The sequence below is a fragment of the Ruegeria sp. BE9 genome (assembly GCF_056538765.1).
The window spans coordinates 80519-101160 of sequence record NZ_JBQFTS010000008.1 but is presented as its reverse complement, the minus strand read 5'-3'; the positions used below and the strand labels follow the sequence as shown (position 1 = coordinate 101160).

Annotated in this window: 19 protein-coding genes; 7 read left to right on the top strand and 12 right to left on the bottom strand. The window is 56.8% G+C overall.

The window, feature by feature from the left end:
• Positions 1 to 14: 14 nt before the first annotated feature.
• The 3 genes from ACR0EO_RS18770 to ACR0EO_RS18760 form a co-directional block, all read right to left on the bottom strand.
• Positions 15 to 2912, bottom strand: a complete 2898-nt coding sequence (locus ACR0EO_RS18770; RefSeq protein WP_480692344.1) for a DNA translocase FtsK — start codon at positions 2910 to 2912, stop codon at positions 15 to 17.
• Positions 2913 to 2926: 14 nt separating this feature from the next.
• Positions 2927 to 4108 carry an aminotransferase class I/II-fold pyridoxal phosphate-dependent enzyme gene (locus tag ACR0EO_RS18765; protein ID WP_480692343.1) on the bottom strand — a complete coding sequence of 394 codons (1182 nt, stop codon included), beginning with the start codon at positions 4106 to 4108 and terminating at the stop codon, positions 2927 to 2929.
• 109 nt (positions 4109 to 4217) lie between these two features.
• Positions 4218 to 5546 (bottom strand): amidase, encoded by a 1329-nt coding sequence (locus ACR0EO_RS18760; protein ID WP_480692342.1) that lies wholly within the window; start codon positions 5544 to 5546, stop codon positions 4218 to 4220.
• A 53-nt stretch (positions 5547 to 5599) separates the two neighbouring features.
• On the opposite strand from ACR0EO_RS18760, the gene ACR0EO_RS18755 reads away from it, so the two are divergent.
• Entirely contained in the window at positions 5600 to 6862 is a 1263-nt protein-coding gene (locus ACR0EO_RS18755) for an FAD-dependent monooxygenase (protein ID WP_480692341.1), read from the top strand.
• An 83-nt stretch (positions 6863 to 6945) separates the two neighbouring features.
• Here ACR0EO_RS18755 and ACR0EO_RS18750 read toward each other — a convergent pair whose 3' ends face one another.
• The 6 genes from ACR0EO_RS18750 to ACR0EO_RS18725 all read right to left on the bottom strand — a co-directional run bounded on the left by ACR0EO_RS18750 (position 6946) and on the right by ACR0EO_RS18725 (position 11047).
• The gene (locus ACR0EO_RS18750) at positions 6946 to 7131 is read right to left on the bottom strand and encodes a Trm112 family protein (protein ID WP_480692340.1); all 186 of its coding nucleotides are present in this window, start codon (positions 7129 to 7131) and stop codon (positions 6946 to 6948) included.
• Complete coding sequence (locus ACR0EO_RS18745) at positions 7128 to 7769, bottom strand: LON peptidase substrate-binding domain-containing protein (protein WP_480692339.1); 642 nt, start codon at positions 7767 to 7769, stop codon at positions 7128 to 7130. Before ACR0EO_RS18745 ends, ACR0EO_RS18750 begins: the two co-directional genes overlap by 4 nt.
• 27 nt (positions 7770 to 7796) lie before the next feature.
• On the bottom strand, positions 7797 to 8714 hold the full coding sequence (gene trxA, locus ACR0EO_RS18740; protein WP_480692338.1) for a thioredoxin: 918 nt from the start codon (positions 8712 to 8714) through the stop codon (positions 7797 to 7799).
• 76 nt (positions 8715 to 8790) lie between these two features.
• Positions 8791 to 9579, bottom strand: coding sequence for an exodeoxyribonuclease III (locus tag ACR0EO_RS18735; protein WP_480692337.1), 789 nt, complete (start codon positions 9577 to 9579; stop codon positions 8791 to 8793).
• A 133-nt stretch (positions 9580 to 9712) separates the two neighbouring features.
• On the bottom strand, positions 9713 to 10042 hold the full coding sequence (locus tag ACR0EO_RS18730; protein WP_480692336.1) for a hypothetical protein: 330 nt from the start codon (positions 10040 to 10042) through the stop codon (positions 9713 to 9715).
• 318 nt (positions 10043 to 10360) lie between these two features.
• Positions 10361 to 11047: a response regulator transcription factor gene (locus ACR0EO_RS18725; RefSeq protein ID WP_117872957.1), complete on the bottom strand. Its 687-nt coding sequence runs from the start codon at positions 11045 to 11047 to the stop codon at positions 10361 to 10363.
• A gap of 161 nt (positions 11048 to 11208) precedes the next feature.
• Here ACR0EO_RS18725 and ribA point away from each other — a divergent pair, with 161 nt between their 5' ends.
• Together ribA and ACR0EO_RS18715 are read left to right on the top strand one after the other, a co-directional pair.
• Positions 11209 to 12303 carry a GTP cyclohydrolase II gene (gene ribA / locus ACR0EO_RS18720; RefSeq protein WP_480692335.1) on the top strand — a complete coding sequence of 365 codons (1095 nt, stop codon included), beginning with the start codon at positions 11209 to 11211 and terminating at the stop codon, positions 12301 to 12303.
• Positions 12300 to 12800, top strand: a complete 501-nt coding sequence (locus ACR0EO_RS18715) for a L,D-transpeptidase family protein (RefSeq protein ID WP_480692334.1) — start codon at positions 12300 to 12302, stop codon at positions 12798 to 12800. Before ribA ends, ACR0EO_RS18715 begins: the two co-directional genes overlap by 4 nt.
• Here the strand turns inward: ACR0EO_RS18715 and ACR0EO_RS18710 are convergent.
• Both ACR0EO_RS18710 and ACR0EO_RS18705 read right to left on the bottom strand, forming a co-directional pair.
• Positions 12784 to 13443 carry a YggS family pyridoxal phosphate-dependent enzyme gene (locus tag ACR0EO_RS18710; RefSeq protein WP_480692333.1) on the bottom strand — a complete coding sequence of 220 codons (660 nt, stop codon included), beginning with the start codon at positions 13441 to 13443 and terminating at the stop codon, positions 12784 to 12786. The two genes, ACR0EO_RS18715 and ACR0EO_RS18710, sit on opposite strands and share 17 nt — an antisense overlap.
• A 103-nt stretch (positions 13444 to 13546) precedes the next feature.
• Positions 13547 to 14569, bottom strand: coding sequence for a porin (locus ACR0EO_RS18705; protein WP_480692332.1), 1023 nt, complete (start codon positions 14567 to 14569; stop codon positions 13547 to 13549).
• A 281-nt stretch (positions 14570 to 14850) separates the two neighbouring features.
• Between ACR0EO_RS18705 and ACR0EO_RS18700 the strand changes: the two genes are divergently transcribed.
• From ACR0EO_RS18700 to holA, 4 genes are all read left to right on the top strand, one after another.
• Positions 14851 to 15336, top strand: a complete 486-nt coding sequence (locus tag ACR0EO_RS18700) for a DUF3576 domain-containing protein (protein ID WP_480692331.1) — start codon at positions 14851 to 14853, stop codon at positions 15334 to 15336.
• 72 nt (positions 15337 to 15408) lie between these two features.
• Positions 15409 to 17943 carry a leucine--tRNA ligase gene (gene leuS / locus ACR0EO_RS18695; protein ID WP_480692330.1) on the top strand — a complete coding sequence of 845 codons (2535 nt, stop codon included), beginning with the start codon at positions 15409 to 15411 and terminating at the stop codon, positions 17941 to 17943.
• A complete protein-coding gene (gene lptE / locus ACR0EO_RS18690; RefSeq protein ID WP_480692329.1) occupies positions 17930 to 18433 on the top strand; it encodes an LPS assembly lipoprotein LptE in 504 nt (167 codons plus the stop codon). Before leuS ends, lptE begins: the two co-directional genes overlap by 14 nt.
• Complete coding sequence (gene holA / locus ACR0EO_RS18685; protein WP_480692328.1) at positions 18430 to 19458, top strand: DNA polymerase III subunit delta; 1029 nt, start codon at positions 18430 to 18432, stop codon at positions 19456 to 19458. The genes lptE and holA overlap by 4 nt, the downstream gene beginning before the upstream one ends.
• Here the strand turns inward: holA and ACR0EO_RS18680 are convergent.
• Entirely contained in the window at positions 19455 to 20639 is a 1185-nt protein-coding gene (locus tag ACR0EO_RS18680; protein WP_480692327.1) for a TIGR03862 family flavoprotein, read from the bottom strand. The two genes, holA and ACR0EO_RS18680, sit on opposite strands and share 4 nt — an antisense overlap.
• Between the last annotated feature and the right edge of the window lie 3 nt (positions 20640 to 20642).

Genomic DNA, 20642 nt, shown 5'->3' with positions numbered 1-20642 from the left:
TGTTATTAAATATCCTATTGCTCTGGGACGAGGATTTCCCGCTTACCGACGTGATTTGCCGACGAAACAACGCCCTCGTCTTCCATTTGCTCAACCAAGCGCGCAGCTTTGTTATAGCCGATGGCGAGTTTTCGCTGAATGTAGGATGTCGAGCACTTGCGATCCTTGATTACAATAGCGACCGCCTGATCGTACAGAGCATCCTCTCCGTTCGTATTGCCACCGGTGTTAAGGCCCAGAACAGCATCGATATTGTCCGCCTTTTCCTCGGCCGGGCCATCGACCACGCCGCTCATGTAATCTGGCGGACCGAACTGCTTCAGGTGGTTAACGATTTCCTCAACTTCTTCGTCCGAGACAAACGGGCCGTGGCAACGGGTAATCTTGGCGCCACCCGCCATGTAGAGCATGTCACCCTGCCCCAATAGCTGCTCGGCGCCCATCTCACCCAGAATGGTGCGGCTGTCGACTTTCGACGTTACCTGGAACGAAATCCGGGTCGGGAAGTTCGCCTTGATCGTACCGGTGATAACATCTACCGACGGGCGCTGCGTGGCCATGATCAAGTGAATACCCGAAGCACGCGCCATCTGCGCCAGACGCTGAATGCAAGCTTCGATCTCTTTTCCTGCGACCATCATCAGGTCAGCCATCTCATCGACGATGACCACGATGTAGGGCATCGCCTCGGGCGCGAACTCTTCGGTCTCGAAAGTTGGCTCGCCGGTTTCTTCGTCGAAGCCAGTCTGGACCGTTCGGCTGAACATCTCGCCTTTAGCCAGTGCATCCTTCACCCGACCGTTGTAGCCGGCGATGTTACGCACACCCATTTTGGACATCTTGCGATAGCGATCCTCCATCTCGCCAACGACCCATTTAAGGGCCACAACCGCCTTTTTCGGGTCTGTCACAACAGGAGAGAGCAGATGCGGGATGCCGTCATACACGGACAGTTCCAACATCTTAGGGTCGATCATGATCAGGCGACACTCATCCGGTGTCAGCTTATACAGCAGTGACAGGATCATCGTGTTGATCGCCACAGATTTACCGGAACCGGTCGTACCCGCGATCAGAAGGTGAGGCATCTTTGCCAGGTTCGCCACAACGGACTCACCGCCAATATCCTTGCCCAGCGCCAGAGGCAGTGCGTGGTTACCATCACCGAAATCACGGCTGGCGAGGATTTCCCGCAGCACCACCATCTCGCGGTTTTCATTCGGCAGTTCGATACCTATGACTGAGCGCCCGGGCAGGGTCGAAACACGAGCCGAAAGCGCAGACATCGAACGTGCAATGTCGTCGGCCAGACCGATCACACGGCTGGCCTTGAGACCCGGGGCTGGTTCCAGTTCGTACATGGTGACAACCGGACCGGGGCGAACACTCACGATCTCGCCCTTTACTCCGTAGTCATCCAGCACGTTCTCGAGCATACGGGCGTTTTCTTCCAGCGCTTCATCACTCAGATGATGACGCTGAATGCTGGCCGGGTTGGACAGCAGGCCCAACGGCGGCAGTTCGAAATCCGAATGTCTGTCTTCGAAAGACAGCGCTGGCTGCGCTTCGGCCTGCGCGCGACGCGAGGGCGCCGGGGTGCGCCGCACGGGCTGCGCCACCACTGGTTTGCGCGGCTCAGCCACAGGGATTTTCATCGCCGGGCGTGGTGCCGGAGCAGGCTCTGGCGCATCCTCGAACACGGCCTCATCTTCGAAATCCGGCTCAGGTGCAAAATCCTCATGAAGCGGTTCCTGCTGCCACTCAGGCGCAGGGTCTGCTGTCAGCAAAGGCTCCGGGGGAAGACCGGCTAACGTCATTGGAGGTTCAGGCGGCAGTTCATCCCCACCACGTGGGTTCAGGATCAAAGGATCCGGGCCACGGCCCCGACCCTTGGTCAGTGGCAGGCTCGGGTCATGCTCTGGTACCATCTCACCGGTCGCGACCTTACGGTTGCGTACAGCTGCGGAAATCTTGGATCGAATACGATCCTCTCCCGGCATCTCATCAAAACCGGCAATAGGCTCACGATCAATCAATTCGGGTTCCGGCATCGGATCAGGGCGACGGATCAGGCTGGGCATGCGCGCCAGCAGGCCGGGCTTGGCAGGCTCGGGCTCATCAAACTCGGCCTCTTCAAACACCGGGTCGGCATAAGCCAGATCATCGTCAAACACGGCTTCGGCGGCCTCAGTGCGGGCGGCTTTGCGTTCTTCCCACTGCGCACGACGGTCCCGAGCTGCTTGTGCAGTGGCCGTGGCCCCACGACCCAGCAGGTTCATCAGCATGTCGTAGGACATAACCAGACCCAGCAGGAAAGCGCGGAAACCCTTGCGAACGTCCGCTTTGGTAAAGCCCAGCACAAAGATTCCCAATGCCAGCATACCAACGGCCATTGCGAGCGACATCAGCTTGACCATGAAATGCGAAGAAATCGGCAAGAGGGTTAGCAGCGCGCCCATGACTGTATCGCCAAACAGGCCACCCAGGCCAAAGCTGTGAGTCGCACGCCAGGCCTCACCCGGCAACAAGGTCGCGGCATAGACTGCAACAACAGCGATCCAGATCGGGGCAAAGATCAGACGGGCAATTGCGCGTTCTTCGCCGAAATGCCCGGCAAAGCGCACACCCCAACCGATAAGAACAAGGGCAATGCTCCAACTGCCCCAGCCGACGATCATGAACAAGGGCGCAGCGATCGATGCACCAACCCGTCCCAACCAGTTTTGGACCGGCGCGTCGGTCGAAACCATCCAGTTCGGATCATCGGGCGTATAGGACCAGATCATCGCAGCAGCGGCCAGCCCTAGCAGGATCAGGGCGATCCCGATCAGCTCTTTACTGCGCCGCTCAATCGCTGCCTGTGTCGTACTGTCCAGCAATGGGTCGCGGTTGCGCGCGTTATATGATGCCATTTTGCCCTCGTACCTCACGAATAGATGCAGTCGCGGAGCTTGATCAGCCCTTGCTGCAACTCTGTTTTTGGAGCCACCAAAGCGGCCCGGATAAATTGTTCGCCCGGGTTTTGTCCCGGATCACCTTGAGAAAGATATGCGCCCGGCAGCACCCGAACGCCGGTCTGCTGCCATAACTTCAATGCAGTTTCTTCGCCATTTTCTACTGGCAGCCACAGGAAAAACCCGGCTTCGGGCGGCATATAGCCCTGAACCCCCGCGAAAACCTCGTCGGCGATCGCATATTTCTCCTGATAAAGCGTGCGGTTTTCGGCGACATGCTCTTCGTCTGCCCAAACACGTGCTGCTGCAGCCTGCAGCGGTAGCGGAAGCGGCGCGCCAGCGTAATTGCGCAACTGCTTGACCTGTTTGATCGTCTCAGGGCCACCCGCAATCAATCCTGACCGCAAACCAGCAAGGTTCGAGCGTTTCGACAGCGAGTTAAACAGCGTAACCCGCTCGGGATCCGCGCCTAACTCTTGTGCCACAGTCAGAGCGCCTGTGGGGGCCTCATCACGGTAAATCTCGGAGTAACACTCATCAGCGAAAATGCGGAAATCGTATTTTTCGGCCAGTTGGATCAGTTCGGCCCAATAGTCGCGCGAGGCCACCGCCCCCTGTGGGTTGGCGGGTGAACAGATATAAGCTGCAACGGTACGGTTCAGTACCTCTTCGGGCAGGCTTGCGTAATCCGGCAAATGGCCCGTGGCCGCCGTAGCGGGAACGAAATACGGTTCTGCGCGGACCGAAATCGAAGCCACCATGTAAACCTGGTAAAACGGGTTTGGGCACAGGATGACCGGGTTTTGCCCGTTCTTCTGCTCGGGGCATAGCGCCATCGCGGCGTTATAAAGCCCCTCACGCGTGCCGTTCAGCGCCATCACGTTGGTATCAGGATCCATCTTCACGCCATAGCGGCGGTCGATCCAATCAGTGATCGCACCACGCAGCTCGGGCGAACCTTCATTCGGGGGATAGCCCTGAAATCCGGCAGCATTTTCGGTGATGACGTCGGTCACCCAAGCTGGAAAGTCATGCATCGGCGCACCGATGGTCATGTGAATCACATCTCCACCCGGCTGATGGTGGTCCAACAGGGTGCGAAGACGCGGGAATGCGTATTCCGGTAGGTTCGAAAACCGCTCGGGGAAATTCATATCTACTGCCTCAATACCGGGATCATTTTCGCCCCGTTTTTTTGGCAGATTACAGATCACCCCCCGCTTCGTCCAGACAAAGAGGTGCCGAATCAGGGGATTGTGGCATTCAGGCCAAAGCAGCTTCGGCTGCAGATCCGAGCCTCAAGAGGGCCTCTTCCGAGCCCGGATACCCCATCATCATCACCCCACATCCGGGCGTTCCAGTGGGTAGGGTCAAGGCCGCAAGCCCCATCAGGTTGCCAATTCGGGTGTTGCGCAATGCCAGCAGATTCTCGGTCACATAGTAATCATGATCGCTCATGAGCCGATCCAAGTTCGGCGGCAGGATTGGAGCAGTGGGGGCTAGAACAGCATCAAAACCAGAGGTGGCCGCGTCCCATGCGGCGCGGCTGGCCTTTAGCTTGGACCAAGCGCCGATATAGTCGGGGCCAGAAACATTTTTGCCAGCACGAAAACGCTCTAGGATTTCGGGGTACATCGCGTCCGGGTTTGCCTCGATCACGTCGCGCCACAAACCATAGGCTTCGGTTGTATATAGAATGCCGGACAAGCCCATCGCCTCGTTCAACTCAGGAACTTCGAGGGGTACGATTTCAGCCCCCGCATCCCGCAGGCGATCCAACGCATCGTCAAAAGCTTTGCGCGGCGTATCCCGTAGATCGTCCTTGGCAACGTTCTGCAGATCGGCAAAGCGACGACCTTTTAGGCTCGCCCCGCGCAGGTCGGCTGGAGAACCACCTTCCAGCAATGCCAGCATATGGGCGGCATCTTCGACTGAGCGGGCCAGCGGCCCAACAGTGTCAAACCGCAAGCACAATGGCACTGTGCCCTCCAAGCTGACGCGCCCAGCCGTTGTTTTCAGCCCCACAAGGTTGTTCCAGGCCGAAGGGATGCGCACTGACCCACCTGTATCGGAACCAATTCCGCAAGCCGCCAAGCCCCATGCGACCGATGCTGCAGCGCCAGAAGAAGAACCACCGGGCACCGCCGCTTCGTCGTCGATGCACGGCGGGGTTCCAGTGATAGGATTCAGGCCCAAACCAGAGAAGGCCAGTTCGCTCATGTGGGTCTTACCCAGGCAAACAGCCCCCATTGCAGTAGCGTTTCGTACCACAACGGCGTCTGCTTCTGGTACGCGGCCCTTTAACAGCGCCGACCCGGCCTCGGTCGCAATACCAGCTGTATCGAACAGATCTTTCCAACTGATGGGGACTCCGTCCAATAGTGACCTACGCAATCCCAGCCTCACGCGTTCTTTTGCTGCTTCGGCCTCGGCACGAGCGCGGTCATGGGTGACACGGGCATAAACCCGGTCGCTGTGAGGATGGGCATCGATGGCACCAAGGTAGGTTTCGGTCAGTTCGACGGGATCAATCCGCCCCATTCCGATGCCCCGACCCAGATCACACGCCGTCATGGTCAGCCAGTCCTGCATCCCTGCCCCCTTCAGAAAATTTTATTCACCGGACGGTAGCGACAGGACCGCACATGGACAATCCCGAAAGGGGGCGCATATTGCGGGTCATGGAACAGAAGACCGATATCCTGATCGTTGGCGGTGGCCTGAACGGCCCGGCTTTGGCCCTTGCTATGGCGCAGACGGGGCATTCCGTAACTGTAATTGACGCTTTGGCTGAAACGGTGCGCAAGGACGCCGCCTTTGACGGGCGCGCGTATGCGCTGGCACTAGCCTCTCAACGCTTGCTTGACGCAATCGGCGTTTGGGAACGTGTCGCCGAACACGCCCAGCCAATGCTCGAGATCAAGGTCACGGATGGGCACGCAGGCGCGGGGCCATCCCCGTTCTTCATGCACTTCGACCATGCTGAAATCGAAGAAGGCCCAATGGGCTATATGGTCGAGGACCGCCACCTGCGTCGCGCCTTTCTGGATGCAATGGCCGAGGAAAAGGGCATCACCCAGATCAGCGGCCGGACGGTCATTGCGCAAGAATCCGAAGCAACAGAAGTTACCCTCACGCTGGATGACGGCAGCACAGTGACCGGTGGCTTGTTGGTTGGATGTGACGGGCGCCGCAGTGGCACCGCAGCGCGCGCCGGCATCAAGCGAACCGGATGGGACTACGGTCAAACAGCATTGGTTTGCGCCATAGAGCATGACCTGCCCCATCACGGCATTGCGCATCAGTTCTTCATGCCACCCGGGCCCCTTGCGATCTTGCCCCTGACCGGTAATCGCAGCTCGATCGTCTGGAGCGAGCGTACCGAAGCGGCAAAGCGTATCAACGCCCTACCAGAGGCCGAATACCTACAGGTCCTACGCCCCCGGTTCGGAGATTTCCTGGGCGACATTCGCCTGGCCGGAGATCGGTTTACCTATCCGCTGAATCTGACCATCGCGAATTCCTTTATCGGTGATCGCATGGCTCTGGTCGGAGACGCGGCACACGGTATGCATCCCATTGCTGGTCAAGGCCTGAACGCAGGTTTGCGCGATGTCGGCGCTCTGGCCGAGGTCCTGACACTGGCTGGACGGCGAGGAGAGGATTTCGGTTCGGTTCTGGTTTTGGAACGCTATCAGGAATGGAGGCGTTTCGACACCGCGTCCCTGGCAATGGCCACCGATGTCTTCAACAAACTGTTTTCCAACGACAACCCGCTCTTGCGGGCAGGACGCGACATCGGGATGGGGATCGTCGGCTCTCTTCCTGGCCTGCGTCGAAGCTTCGTGCGCGAGGCCGCCGGGTTGACCGGCGACCTGCCGAAACTGCTACAAGGCCGCGCGATTTAATGAGAGCGCCCTAAGAGACCAGTCACCAATGCCGCGGCATCGAAACGCGGTAAGACACAGGTGTAACGGTTCTTTTGAAGTGCTCAGTCCAGTTCGCGCGCCTCATCAACCAGCATCACGGGAATGCCATTGCGGATTGGAAAGGCCAATCCGGCCGCTTTTGATACGAGCTCTTGTTTTTCAGCGTCGTAGTGCAGCGTAGTTTGAGTCTGCGGACAAATCAGCGCCTCAAGCATCCGACGGTCAAAGGCGTGCTCGTTATCGGTCATTGCAGTTTTTCCTCGTTTGAACCGCCACGCATGGCAAATTCGATCAGTGTAACCAAGGTTTCGCGCCGAGTACGCAAACAAGGAGCTTCTAACAGCGCTTGCTTGTCCTCGGGATTAAAGTCCAAAAGCATCGAAAGAGAATTGACGAGCAATTCGTCATCTGCGTCCTTCATCGTTTCCCAATCGGTCGACAATTGGCGCGATGAAAAGAACCTCTCAAGCAACGTCAGGAAAACGCTTCGGTTAAACCCGTCATCGATTTCCGCTTTGCCCAGATCGCGATCAAACCCGTCCCATGAGACTGAGCAGCGGCGGTAAGGAGTGAAACTGTCCAATTCGGACTGCACCCGGAAACGCGAAATTCCAGTCAGCGTGATAAGGTACCGACCGTCTTCGGTTTCGGAAAACTGCGTGACACGACCCGCACAGCCGATTTGATGAAGCTTGTTTTCGTTGCTCTGACAGGGGTTTGGTTGAACCATTCCGATCAACCGCTCCTGAGTTTTCAGCGCGTCATCCAACATCTGCAGATAACGCGGCTCAAATATGTGGAGAGGCAAACGTGCACGGGGCAACAACAAGGCCCCGGGCAAAGGGAAAACGGATACCGTTTCCGGCAGGTCAGCGGGATGCATCATGTACCCGAGTGTAGCTCTGATCAGGAATTAGGCAAATATCATCGAGCTGAGCTTGCGCCGCCCGTTCAGAACAATCGGATCATTGGGCTTGAGTGCGTCAAAGATTGTGAACAGCTGCGTTTTAGCTGCACCGTCATTCCACTCACGATCCCGACGGAACAGTTCAAGCAGCTGAGCAACCGCTTCTTCCACATCGTCATTGGCATGCAAGGCCTGTGCCAGATCAAAGCGAGCTTGATGATCGTCGGCATCGGCATCGACGGCAGCCTTCAGTTCGGCAACAGGTCCGGCATCTGCAGCTTGCTTGGCCAGTTCCAGCTGAGCATGGGCTGCTTCGACCTCAGCCGAAGTCGAAATCTCTGCAGGGGCACCGTTCAGGATTGCTTCGGCCTGCTCCAGATCGCCCGAGGCGATATGCGCACGCACCAAACCGCCATAAGCAGCAGCATGGTTGGGGTCTTCGCCCAGAATGGCGGCAAAAGTCTGCGCCGCGTCCACGGCTGCGCCGTCGGCCAGCATTTCTTCTGCGGCTTCGACCGCATCGTCAAGTTGACCACCGGGGCTTTCGCCACCTGCCGCTTCAATCACACGATCGACGAACGCCTTGATCTCGGACCCGGGCAGCGCGCCCTGGAAGCCGTCAATCGGCTGTCCTTGAAAGAATGCATAGACGGTCGGGATCGATTGAATGCGCATCTGCGAGGCGATCATCTGCGCTTCATCCACGTTGATCTTGACCATCTTAACCGCACCCTTGGCGGCGGTTACGGCCTCCTCCAACAATGGGCCGAGCGTCTTGCATGGGCCACACCACGGCGCCCAGAAATCAACGATAACCGGTGTTTCCTGCGAGACCTCAACGACATCAGCCATGAACGTGGCTTCGGATCCGTCTTTGATAAGATCGGTGGCGTCAGGGCCGGCGGAGGCGTTCAGAAGATCCATGGCATTCACTCTTTCGTTCGAACTCGCGCCCTATATGCAACTGCAACCAGCAGAAACCAAGGGCAGAGTTGCATAGTTACAGGTCGAATGTCGCAAAAACAGGGGCGTGATCGCTGGGTTTCTCCCACCCGCGCGCGCCACGTAGGACACGGCTGGAGTGACCCGCGTTTGAGATATCAGGCGTAGCCCAGACATGATCCAACCGTCGCCCCTTATCCGCCGCATCCCAATCGCGCGCGCGATAGGACCACCAGCTGTAAAGCTGGCCCTCGGGGATGTCCTGGCGCGTAATATCAACCCAGCCACCAGCGTCCTGAGTTTCCGCCAGTTGCTCAACCTCGATCGGGGTATGCGAGACGACCTTGAGCAGTTGCTTGTGCGACCACACATCATCTTCACGCGGAGCAATGTTCAGATCGCCGACCAGAATGGATTTCTCGGGCTTTTCCGAATGGAACCAGTCGCGCATATCAGTGAGGTAATCCAGCTTTTGGCCGAACTTCTCATTCACCTCACGGTCCGGCACATCACCGCCGGCCGGGACGTAGAAGTTCTGAATGGTCACACCATTTTCCAACCGCGCCGCGATGTGGCGGGCGTGCCCGAGACCCGCGAAATCCTTATCTCCAACCTCTTCCATCGGAATGCGCGACAGGATGGCGACGCCGTTGTAACCCTTTTGCCCCCGAGCGACCATGTGGGTGTAGCCCAGTTTGGCAAACCCTTCGGTCGGAATCTTTTCAACCGGAGACTTACATTCCTGCAGGCACAGAACATCCGGCGCCTCTTCCTGCAGCAGTTTCAGCACGATGGGCTCGCGCAGGCGGACCGAGTTGATGTTCCAGGTGGCAAGGGTAAAGGGCATGGGGGATTCCTCTGTCGCGGTTGGGCGGAGGTTAACGTGGTGCGGGATGGGGTGCCACGGGAAAAGATCGTCTAGCGAGAAGGTTAATTAAATCGCGAGTAATCACAAAATGCAGACACTCCTGTTTTGAGCTTCACTGATCTTCAGCCAGTTTGCCGGTCGCAACAATGGTTTCGAAGTATTCGACCTTTAAGTCGTATGACTTAAGGAGCTTTTGCGTGCTCGGCTTTACCACTGCATCATCAAAGTCGCCCTTTTCGAAGTGCCCTGCCGAAGCTAGATCCGACCAGAGGCTCGTAACTACCAATTCGTTCTGTTGACCTTTGACTTTGACGGAAAGCGCGGCTCCCAAATGCCCAGGAAGTTGCGCCATTTCAACAAATGTCGTTCGTCTTAGATGATCAGCATATTGCTCCAATACTTCATCAGTTCCTGCAACTGCTCGCCACCATCGTATAATCATGTAGTCCTCACATGCTTAACTTTCTGACGTCAAAAGTAGATCAAGGTTCACTTCCAGACCTGACTTGACGGCCATCAATTTCGCATTCTCGACTGACACAATCCTGAGTAATTTTCAAACACGCCAAGAACAGGCCTCAGCTGGATTTTCGGGCTCTAGGCCGAGTTCTACCCACCAACCATCCACAAAAAAAGGCCGGGCCATCAGGCCCGGCAGTCCAACAGGGAGGTGCATGTCTTAACCCGGACATGCGCGGGTTGGGAGAAATCTAATTACACATCCAGAGTATCACTTTGATCCACGTCAATCCACACCGAGTTAAGAAACCAGTCGATATCCGCCCGATTCTGTGACCAAAAGGCGTGCATTGGAGGGATCAGGCTCGATCTTCTGACGCAGACGGTAAATGTGAGTCTCAAGCGTGTGGGTGGTCACACCGGCATTATAGCCCCAAACCTCGTGCAGCAGGACGTCGCGAGCAACCACACCATCGGTCGAGCGGTAGAGGAACTTGAGGATATTGGTTTCCTTCTCGGTCAGCCGGATTTTGCGATCTTCTTCAGTGATCAGCATCTTCATCGCAGGCTTGAACGTATATGGTCCAAGAACAAAGACGGCATCCTCGGACTGTTCGTGCTGACGCAGTTGAGCACGGATACGGGCCAGAAGGACAGGAAACTTGAACGGCTTTGAGACATAGTCGTTGGCACCGGCATCAAGGCCCAGGATGGTATCTGCGTCGCTGTCATGACCGGTCAGCATCAGAATCGGGCTTTTGACACCCTGCTTGCGCATCAGGCGGCACAACTCGCGACCATCAGTATCCGGCAGACCGACATCCAGAATAACCAGGTCATAAATCGCCTCGCGCGCCCGCTCCATCGCAGACTGGCCGTCTGACGCTTCGAACACGTCGAAGTCTTCGGTCATCACGAGTTGCTCGCTAAGCGCCTCGCGTAGGTCTTCATCATCATCCACCAGCAGGATTTTCTTGAGCTGAGCCATGTCCGGTCCTCCTAAGCCTTTTCCACCACTTGCGCGCGGAAGATGCAATCAACAAGGTTTGCTGCAACGGTTTCACGCCCTCGTGTCTGACGCGGAGGAAATGTTTCACATTTCTGACTGTTCAGGCTACAGGAGAGCCATAACGTTACAGGGTAACATAGATGAGTCTTATCCCGGATATTTCAGAATTGCTGGCTCGGGCCCGCGCGGATTTGCGTATGGGGGTTCCGGTTGTGCTGACCGATAGCGGCGGACTAAGCGTGCTGGCCATTGCCACTGAAACGCTCAGCGCTCAGCGGCTTGCGGACTTACGCAGCCTTGGCGGCGAACCTGTGGTTACCGTTACCGTGCGCCGTGCCGAGACACTGAAGGCACGCGCCTACGATGGTGATCTGGCGCGCGTGATTATTCCGGCAGACGCGGATATCAGCTGGGTCCAGGCCGTGGCCGACCCTTCGGACGACTTGAATGCGCCCATGAAGGGTCCGCTGATGACTGAGCGGCAGGGAAGCGCCAATCTACACCGAATTGCCATCGCTCTTACCAAAACCGCGCGCTTGCTTCCCGCTGCCGTAGTGTTGCCAATCGAGAACGGGGCCGATTTTGCGGCCCAACACGGTCTGACCTGCATCGATCACACCCGAGCTGCCCCCCATCTTGCCGATCGCAGTGAACTGCACGCAGTTGTTGCTGCACGCCTGCCAATGGAAGTTTCCGAAGCCGGCCGACTACATGTTTTCCGCCCAGAAGACGGTGGTGAAGAGCACTATGCCGTCGAAATTGGACGCCCGGATCGTGACAAGCCAGTTTTAGCACGGCTTCATTCGGCCTGCTTCACCGGCGACCTGATGGGCAGCTTGAAATGCGATTGCGGACCACAACTGCGGGGTGCTCTGGCGCAGATGGGATCTGAAGGTGCCGGGGTGCTGCTGTACCTCAACCAGGAAGGCCGCGGTATCGGCCTGGCCAACAAGATGCGCGCCTATTTCCTTCAGGATCAAGGCTTTGACACAGTCGAAGCCAACCATCGGCTTGGGTTCGAGGACGACGAGCGCGATTTCCGCCTAGGGTCCGACATCCTGAAATCTCTTGGCTTCAGTTCAGTACGGTTGCTGACCAACAACCCTGCAAAAATAGCGATGATGGAGAAAACAGGGATTGCCGTGACTGAACGTGTACCGCTCAAGGTGGGTGAAACTGCCCATAACCGCGGGTATCTGGCCACTAAGGCTGCCAAGTCCGGCCACTTGTTGTGAGCGTCAATGACCTCGTCTTAACCCCTCGCGGCGTCCGGTTTGCTGGGCGCTACTTTCCTTGCTCAATCGGTAAAGGCGGGCTCAGCAACGATAAGCGTGAAGGAGATGGCGCCACTCCGATCGGCAGCCATCAGATCGTGGGAATGCTGTATCGCCCGGATCGAATTGCCCAACCTACCCCATGGGCAATTCCAATAGGACCCTGTGACTTGTGGTCAGATGACGTCCGGGATAGCAACTATAACCACTTGGTCAGCGCGCCTTATTCCCACAGCCATGAAAAACTGCGCCGTGCAGATCCACTTTATGACCTGATTCTAATCACAGATTGGAATTGGCCCAACTCTGCGCCCGGCCGCGGGTCTGCCATCTTTGTTCACCAATGGCGGCGTCCAGGCTACCCGACCGAAGGCTGTGTCGCCTTCCGCCGTGACCACCTTCATTGGATTGCGAGCAAGGTGTCTGTGGGCACGCGGTTGATTATTCCTGCGGCTTAACCCGCTCACCGAATATGGCTGAGCCTACTCGTACATGCGTTGCGCCGAGTTTTATTGCCTGTTCGAAATCACTGCTCATACCCATCGACAGCCCCCTGAGCCCATTGCGTTCGGCAATCTTAGCCAACAGCGCAAAATGCAACGAAGGCTCCTCTTCCACTGGGGGGATGCACATCAGCCCCTGAATCGGGAGGTCGAGGTCACGGCATTCAGCAATGAAGGCGTCGGCATCGGCAGGCAGAATACCAGCTTTCTGCTCTTCTTCACCGGTATTGACCTGAATGAACAGTTCTGGACAGCTTCCGATTTCCTGTGCCAGCCTTGCCAGCGTCTTAGCCAGCTTGGGACGGTCCACAGAGTGTATTGCGTTGAATAACTCCATCGCCTGTCGGGCTTTGTTGGTTTGCAATGGACCAATCAGATGCAGATCGACATCCGAGAACTGCTCTTTGAAGCCCGGCCACTTACCCGCAGCTTCCTGAACCCGGTTTTCCCCGAAACAGCGGTGACCTTGTTCCAAAACAGCCTGAACACGCTCATTGGGCTGAACTTTCGAAACAGCGATCAGCTTTACTGATTCATCGGGGCGACCCGCGGCGGCTTCGGCTTTGGTGATACGGGTGGCGATTTCCTGCAGCGACATCGGATTCCTCAACACATTATTAAAGGCAGAGAAACACCATGTTGGCGCAAAAGAAAAGGGCAGGTCCGAAGACCTGCCCTTGAACCTCGCGGTTCAGATCAACTTAGAAGTTGAACTGAGCACCGAAGTCAGCAACGATTTGCGAGTCGTCGCAAACGTCACAGTCGTTTACACCGATACCACCGCGCAGCGATGCACCGCCGCCCAGGTCGTAGATGGCGCCAGCAGCAACTTGCTGGGTGTCCGCGTCAGCGTTACCGTCACCGTAGGTGAACAGCAGGGTGGTTGCTGCGCCCAGGTTGTAAGCAGCCGACAGACCCCATGCGGTACCGTCTGTTGCGTCGATTTCGGTGTTATCGTCTGCAACAAACAGAGTACCCGAGAAGTCGCCCCATTCGCCGCCCAGAGTCAGAACGGTCAGGCTTGGGTCTTCACCGATCAGGTCGTCTGCGTCGGTTTGACCGTAAGCAACAGCTGCGGTGATGTTGTTGAACGAGTATGTCGCGCTAACGTCCCAGCGGTCGGCGTCGATTGCTACACCGTTCAGAGCTGCGGTCGCTTGGTCATACGATGCGCCAAACGCGAAGTTGCCAACAGCGTACTGGAAGAACACAGCGTTCGCGCCCGAACCGGTCGAGGAGTACGCTAGGAAGTCGTAGTTAACGCCCGAGTACTGACCTGCGAACAGTTCCAGACCTACTTCGTTACCGTAGTAGTTTGCCAGGTTGTCGAACGAACCTGCGACGTTACCCGCGTCAACACGCAGACCGCCGTAGATTACCGAGAAGCGTGCGCCGTTCAGACCAGCTGAGTTGGCTTCGCCGTTGCCCGAGTCTTCGTCAGCCTGCAGACGAACACGACCCGAGAACTCTACGCCGCCGTCGGTTTCAACGTTTGCGTCGATGTTCAGACGGAAACGAGATACCAGGATGGCATCGTCGGTGTCGACAACAACAGAAGTAGCAGAAGTCGCAGTGTTGCTTGCTGTTACGATGTTGTTAACAGAACCGGTACGGTCTTCTTGGTAGCCAATACCAAAACGGCCGTAACCGCTGAAAGATACTTCGGCCGCTGCAACACCTGCGGTTGCGATCAGAGCGGTCGATGCGAAGAGAACTTTTTTCATCTTGTTTCCCTCGGTTTCAAAGTTTTCTACTCGACACATGCCTCAGCACATGTCTCAGCACGGGAACCGTTTCGCTCTTTTTGCCCCCAACACGCAAGCTTGGCATAAACGCCAGCGCCGCATTCAGACTGAATTGGTGCAAGGATGTCACAGTCGGTTTTCGCGCCCCATCGACATCGAACCCACCAGCACGTGACAAGAATGGGGTTGTTGCTGAACTGGACCTTGTCTAGGAGTATCAATGAACAAACGTGCACCCAACGAAACAGGACCCGTCGACGATGCGCCTGCTTAAAATAATCGGCTTGATTTCGCTGACTGCTATCCTGGCGGCCTGCGCCAACAACCGAAGCACCCCGAACGTGTACAACCCGGAACTTGTCGGTGGCAATTCCGACGAACGCGAATTGAATGATCCGAATCGTTCGACCATTTGGGATGTATTCGACACCAGCAATGCTGAGCAGGTAACAAACGTGAACCGTTACTTGTGGTCTGCTTCTCTGGATGTGCTGAATTTCCTTCCTGTACAAGAAGTTGACCCGTTCACCGGTGTGATCGTCACCGGCTACGGCACGCCACCGGGGGGTGGCCGTCAATACCGCGCAACCGTTCACATCAGTGATCCGGCGTTGGCAGCACGCTCTTTGTCAGTTTCCTTGCAGACCAGCGGCGGCGCGCCAGTTAGTGCCGCGACTTCGCGCGCTGTAGAGGACGCGATCCTGTCTCGTGCGCGCCAACTACGTATTGCGGACAACAAGTTCTAGCAACCCGACGAAAATCACAATATTACCACGCCGGGTTCCTACCCGGCGTTTTCATTCACGAAGGACCGTAAGATGTCTCGCTACTCGGCCAACGAAATCGAAGCAAAATGGCAAGAGGCCTGGGACAAGGCCGGAATCTTCACTGCCGATCACAAGGCAGATAAGCCCAAATACTATGTGCTTGAGATGTTCCCCTACCCCTCGGGCCGAATCCATATGGGGCATGTGCGCAACTACACGATGGGTGACGTGATCGCGCGGCACAAGCTGGCGACCGGTCACAACGTTTTACACCCGATGGGCTGGGATGCCTTTGGTATGCCTGCGGAAAACGCCGCTATGGCTATTGGTGGTCATCCGAAAGACTGGACGTATGGCAACATCGCAGACATGCGTGGACAGATGAAGCCGCTGGGCCTTTCGATAGACTGGTCCCGTGAATTTGCCACTTGTGACCCTGAATATTATGGCCAACAGCAAGCACTGTTCCTGGATATGCTTGAGTCTGGGTTGGTTTACCGCAAGAACGCCGTCGTAAACTGGGACCCGGTCGATATGACCGTTCTGGCCAACGAACAAGTGGAAAACGGCCGCGGTTGGCGCTCAGGTGCGTTGGTCGAACGTCGTGAACTGACGCAGTGGTTCTTCAAGATCTCAGACTATTCCGAAGAACTGCTGGACGCGCTGGACACGCTAGAAAATTGGCCCGCCAAAGTTCGATTGATGCAGGAGAACTGGATCGGTAAGTCGCGCGGCCTGCAATTCGGCTTTGAACGGACGGACGGCGAAGAACCAATTACCGTCTATACGACTCGCCCCGACACTCTTCTGGGTGCGTCTTTTGTCGGCATCTCGCCCGACCATCCGATTGCCAAAAAACTTGAGGCAGAAAACTCAGAAGTTTCTGAATTTGTTGCCGAATGCCGCAAAGGTGGAACCACAGAAGAGGCTATCGAAACCGCTGAAAAGCTGGGTTACGACACTGGCATCAAGGTCAAGCACCCACTGGACCCGAATTGGGAACTGCCAGTCTGGATCGCTAACTTTATCCTCATGGACTACGGCACTGGCGCGATCTTTGCCTGCCCAGCGCATGACCAACGCGACCTTGATTTCTGCCGCAAGTATGGCCTGCCCGTGGTCGACACTTTCTTTGCGCTGGATGATGACACTCCGGTCGACAAGATCGCCTTTGTCCCGCCGAAGACCGAGAAAGTTCGCTGGGTGAACCATTTCGCGGGCCTGACCGAGGCGACAGGCGACGAAGCCATCAATGCCACAGTCGATTTTGCTGAAAAGGCCGGTTGGGGTGAAGGCGTCACCAAATTCCGCCTGCGCGATTGGGGTCTCAGCCGCCAGCGCTATTGGGGCTGCCCGATTCCCGTGGTGCATTGCGACAGCTGCGGCGTAGTACCCGAAAAGAAAGAAAATCTGCCGGTCCGCCTGCCCGACGATGTCACCTTTGACAAACCGGGCAACCCGCTGGACCGTCACCCGACCTGGCGCGATTGTGCCTGCCCGAAATGTGGTGCTCCGGCCAAGCGCGAAACCGACACGATGGACACCTTCGTCGATTCGTCATGGTATTTCGCCCGCTTCACCGCCCCGCGCGCCGAAACGCCCACCGATCTGGCCGAGGCCGAGTACTGGATGAATGTTGACCAGTATATCGGCGGCATCGAACACGCGATTCTGCACCTGCTCTACTCCCGCTTCTTTGCGCGGGCGATGAACATCACCGGCCACCTGCCGAAAAAGGCCATTGAGCCGTTCGATGCGCTGTTCACCCAAGGCATGGTAACGCACGAGATATACCAAACACGCGATGAAAACGGTCGCCCCGTCTATCACCTGCCCGAGGACGTGAGCGACGGCAAATTGGCTGATGGCACCGAGGTTGAGATCATCCCCTCGGCCAAGATGTCCAAGTCCAAGAAAAACGTGGTCGATCCGGTCAGCATCATCTCGGCCTTTGGTGCGGACACCGCGCGCTGGTTCGTACTGTCCGATTCGCCGCCTGAACGGGACGTAGAATGGACGGCCTCTGGCGCCGAGGCCGCGTATAAGCACCTCAGCCGCGTACATCGTATCGCATCCGAAATAGCTGAGGCAGACGTTCCAGCCAACGCCGAGGATGAAACCCTGCTGCGCGAGATGCACAAGGCGATTCACGATGTGTCGGGTGGTGTTGAGTCCTTTGGCTTTAACGCGTCCATCGCCAAGCTCTACGCCTTTACCAACACGTTGGCGAAATCCAAGGCGGGCACAGATGCCAAACGCCAAGCTGCGAAAACCCTGGCGCAATTGATGTCCCCCATGACACCGCACCTGTCCGAAGAGCTCTGGCAGCTTCTGGGCGGTGAGGGTTTGGTTGCCACCGCGCCGTGGCCGGTCGCTGATGAGGCAATGCTGATTGATGACACCATCACTTTGCCGATCCAGATCAACGGCAAACGTCGCGCAGAAATCAGCGTTCCCAAAGATATGGCCAAGGACGAGGTTGAAAAAATCGCGCTCAGCACCGAAGCTGTGCAAAAGGCGCTGGATGGCACTGCGCCGAAGAAAATTATCGTTGTCCCAGGCCGGATCGTGAATGTCGTTGTTTAACCGCAGAACCCTCATGCTGATGCCGCTGGCAGCCTGTTTCCTTGGCGCTGCCTGCGGTTTTGAGCCGGTCTATGCACCTACGGGTGCGGGCTCAGCCCTGAATGGAAACGTAGTTGTTTCCGCACCCAACACCGTCGCAAGCTATTTACTTGTCGAGAACTTGGAACAGCGCTTGGGACGAAGCGCCAATTCCGGCAAGAAATATGCGCTGGATGTGCGGGTAACGACAGTCACCCGACGCGCTGCGATTACTACGTCGAACGAGACCAACCGGTACACAATTGACGGACGGGCCGATTACACACTGAAGTCGAATGAAACCGGACAGGTAGTCACATCTGGCAGAGCGACGAACTTTGTCGGCTACTCGGCTGCAGGTTCGGCTGTTTCCACGCTTGCAGATGAACGGGATGCAACCCGACGCTTGATGACAATTTTGTCCGATCAGATTGTAGCGGAACTCTATTCCTCGCCGAGACTGTCCAAATGAAGTTGAGCCCGCGCGAGGCTGAGGGGTACTTTGCCAAGCCGGATGCGGACAAAGCCGGGTTGCTGATCTACGGCGCAGACGCAATGCGGGTAGCTTTAAAGCGGCAACAAGTTCTGACCGCATTGCTGGGCGCAAATGCCGAAGAGGAAATGCGCCTGACCCGAATGCCGGGCAGCGACCTGCGCAGTGACCCTGCTCTTTTGCTGGATGCCGTCAAAGCTGTGGGGTTCTTTCCCGGCCCTCGCGCCGTATTTGTCGAAGACACAACGGACGCAGCGGCCCCTGCGATCATCGCCGCCTTTGAAGACTGGGTGCCCGGGGATGCCCAAGTCATCGTCACGGCGGGGCAACTCAAACCCACCTCAAAGATCCGCAAGGCGTTCGAGTCGCACCCGTCGGCCTACGCGGTTGGAATTTATGATGACCCACCCTCTCGCGGTGAGATCGAGCGAATTCTGTCTGACGCCGGATTAAAGAACATCCCACAAGACTCAATGTCAGCGATTGCCGAGTTGGCAACCGGAATAAGCCCTGGGGACTTTACTCAAACCATTGAGAAACTGTCTCTTTACAAGCGTGGCGACGAATCGGAACTGACCATTGATGACCTCGAGGCCTGTGCGCCACGTTCCACCGAAGCCGCGTTGGACGACGTTCTAAACGTTGTCGCCGAAGGACGCGCCGGAGAGATCGGCCCATTGATACGGCGTTTACAATCCCAGGGAACAAACGCGGTGACGCTTTGCATCGGTGCCACCCGGCATTTTCGTACCCTTTACGCCTGCGCCTCGCATCCCGGTGGAGCAGCGCAAGGCATTGGGAAACTGCGTCCACCCGTCTACGGCAAACGCCGGGATCGTATTTTGCGACAAGCGCAAGGTTGGGGCGCGCCGAAACTTCAGACAGCTTTGACTGTACTCACTGATACCGATCTGTCGTTGCGATCCGCTGGCCAGACAGCACCCGCGATGGCTCTTGTCGAACGCGCTATGATCCGTCTGGCTATGCTGGCGCGCTCGCGTTAGGCGCGGTTCTGCACCCAATTAGCAGCCGATCGCCCGGCCCAGCGTCCTGTTGCAAGACAGGCAGTAAGCAAATAGCCCCCGGTGGGGGCTTCCCAATCCAGCATCTCTCCTGCGCAGAACACGCCTGGCATCTTGCTAAGCATCAAGCCGCTATCCAACGCAGATTGCTTTATTCCACCAGCCGTCGAAATGGCTTCGTCCATCGGTCGCAGACCCGCATGCAAAATCGGCAAATGCTTGATTGCGTTTGCCTGTTGTGACGCAGGCACGGCGCTTCGCTTAATCATTTCGTGAAAAAGCGCGATCTTCTGCGGCGACAGATGCAACGACTTTTTTAGCCATTGAGACAGAGTGGTTTTTGATTTCTTGGCAGACAAACGGTCTTGGAATGCCTCATCATCCAGATCGGGCACCAGATCAACGAACAAAGGACCGCCGCTGCGCAACGCCGGGGTCAAAGAGTAAAGCCCTCCGCCCTCTAATCCGGTTGCTGAAATCGTCGCCTCACCCCGGCTATCCAACTCTCCTGCCGTCCAACGGACAGATTTCAGCGCAGACCCAAAATGGGACTGCATATGAGGACTCCAATCAACTGAAAGGGCCGAGTTTGCAGGTCCAAACGGCGCCAGATCAACGCCCTTATCGCTCAGGATTTTTGCCCATTCGCCATCTGATCCCAATCGAGCCCAACTGGCCCCACCCAAAGCCAAAATGAGAACATCCGCCGCTAGATTCTGCTCCCCTTCAGGAGTCTGAAAAGTAGCCGCGCCTGCATCCCATCCTAACCACCGCCAGCGCGTTTTGATCCGCACGCCCTTGGCTTCCAATCGCCCAAGCCATGAGCGTAAAAGTGGTGAAGCCTTCATAACTGTTGGAAACACACGGCCGGTTGAACCTGTGAACAATTCTTGACCCAAGTCACGTGCCCATCCTTGCACTCCGGCGGCGTCAAACTCGGCAACCATCGGACGCAACCATTCCGTCGCACTGCCGTAAGATTGCAAAAGGGTCTCTAGCGGTTCGTCTTTTGTCAGATTTAAGCCGGATTTACCGGCCATCAGAAACTTTCGCGCAACGGAAGGCTTGGCCTCGGCCACCAAGACGTCATGGCCCGCATCAGCAAGCTCTTCCGCGGCCATTAAACCTGCGGGTCCAGCTCCGATTACCAATGCTTGCGCCATTGC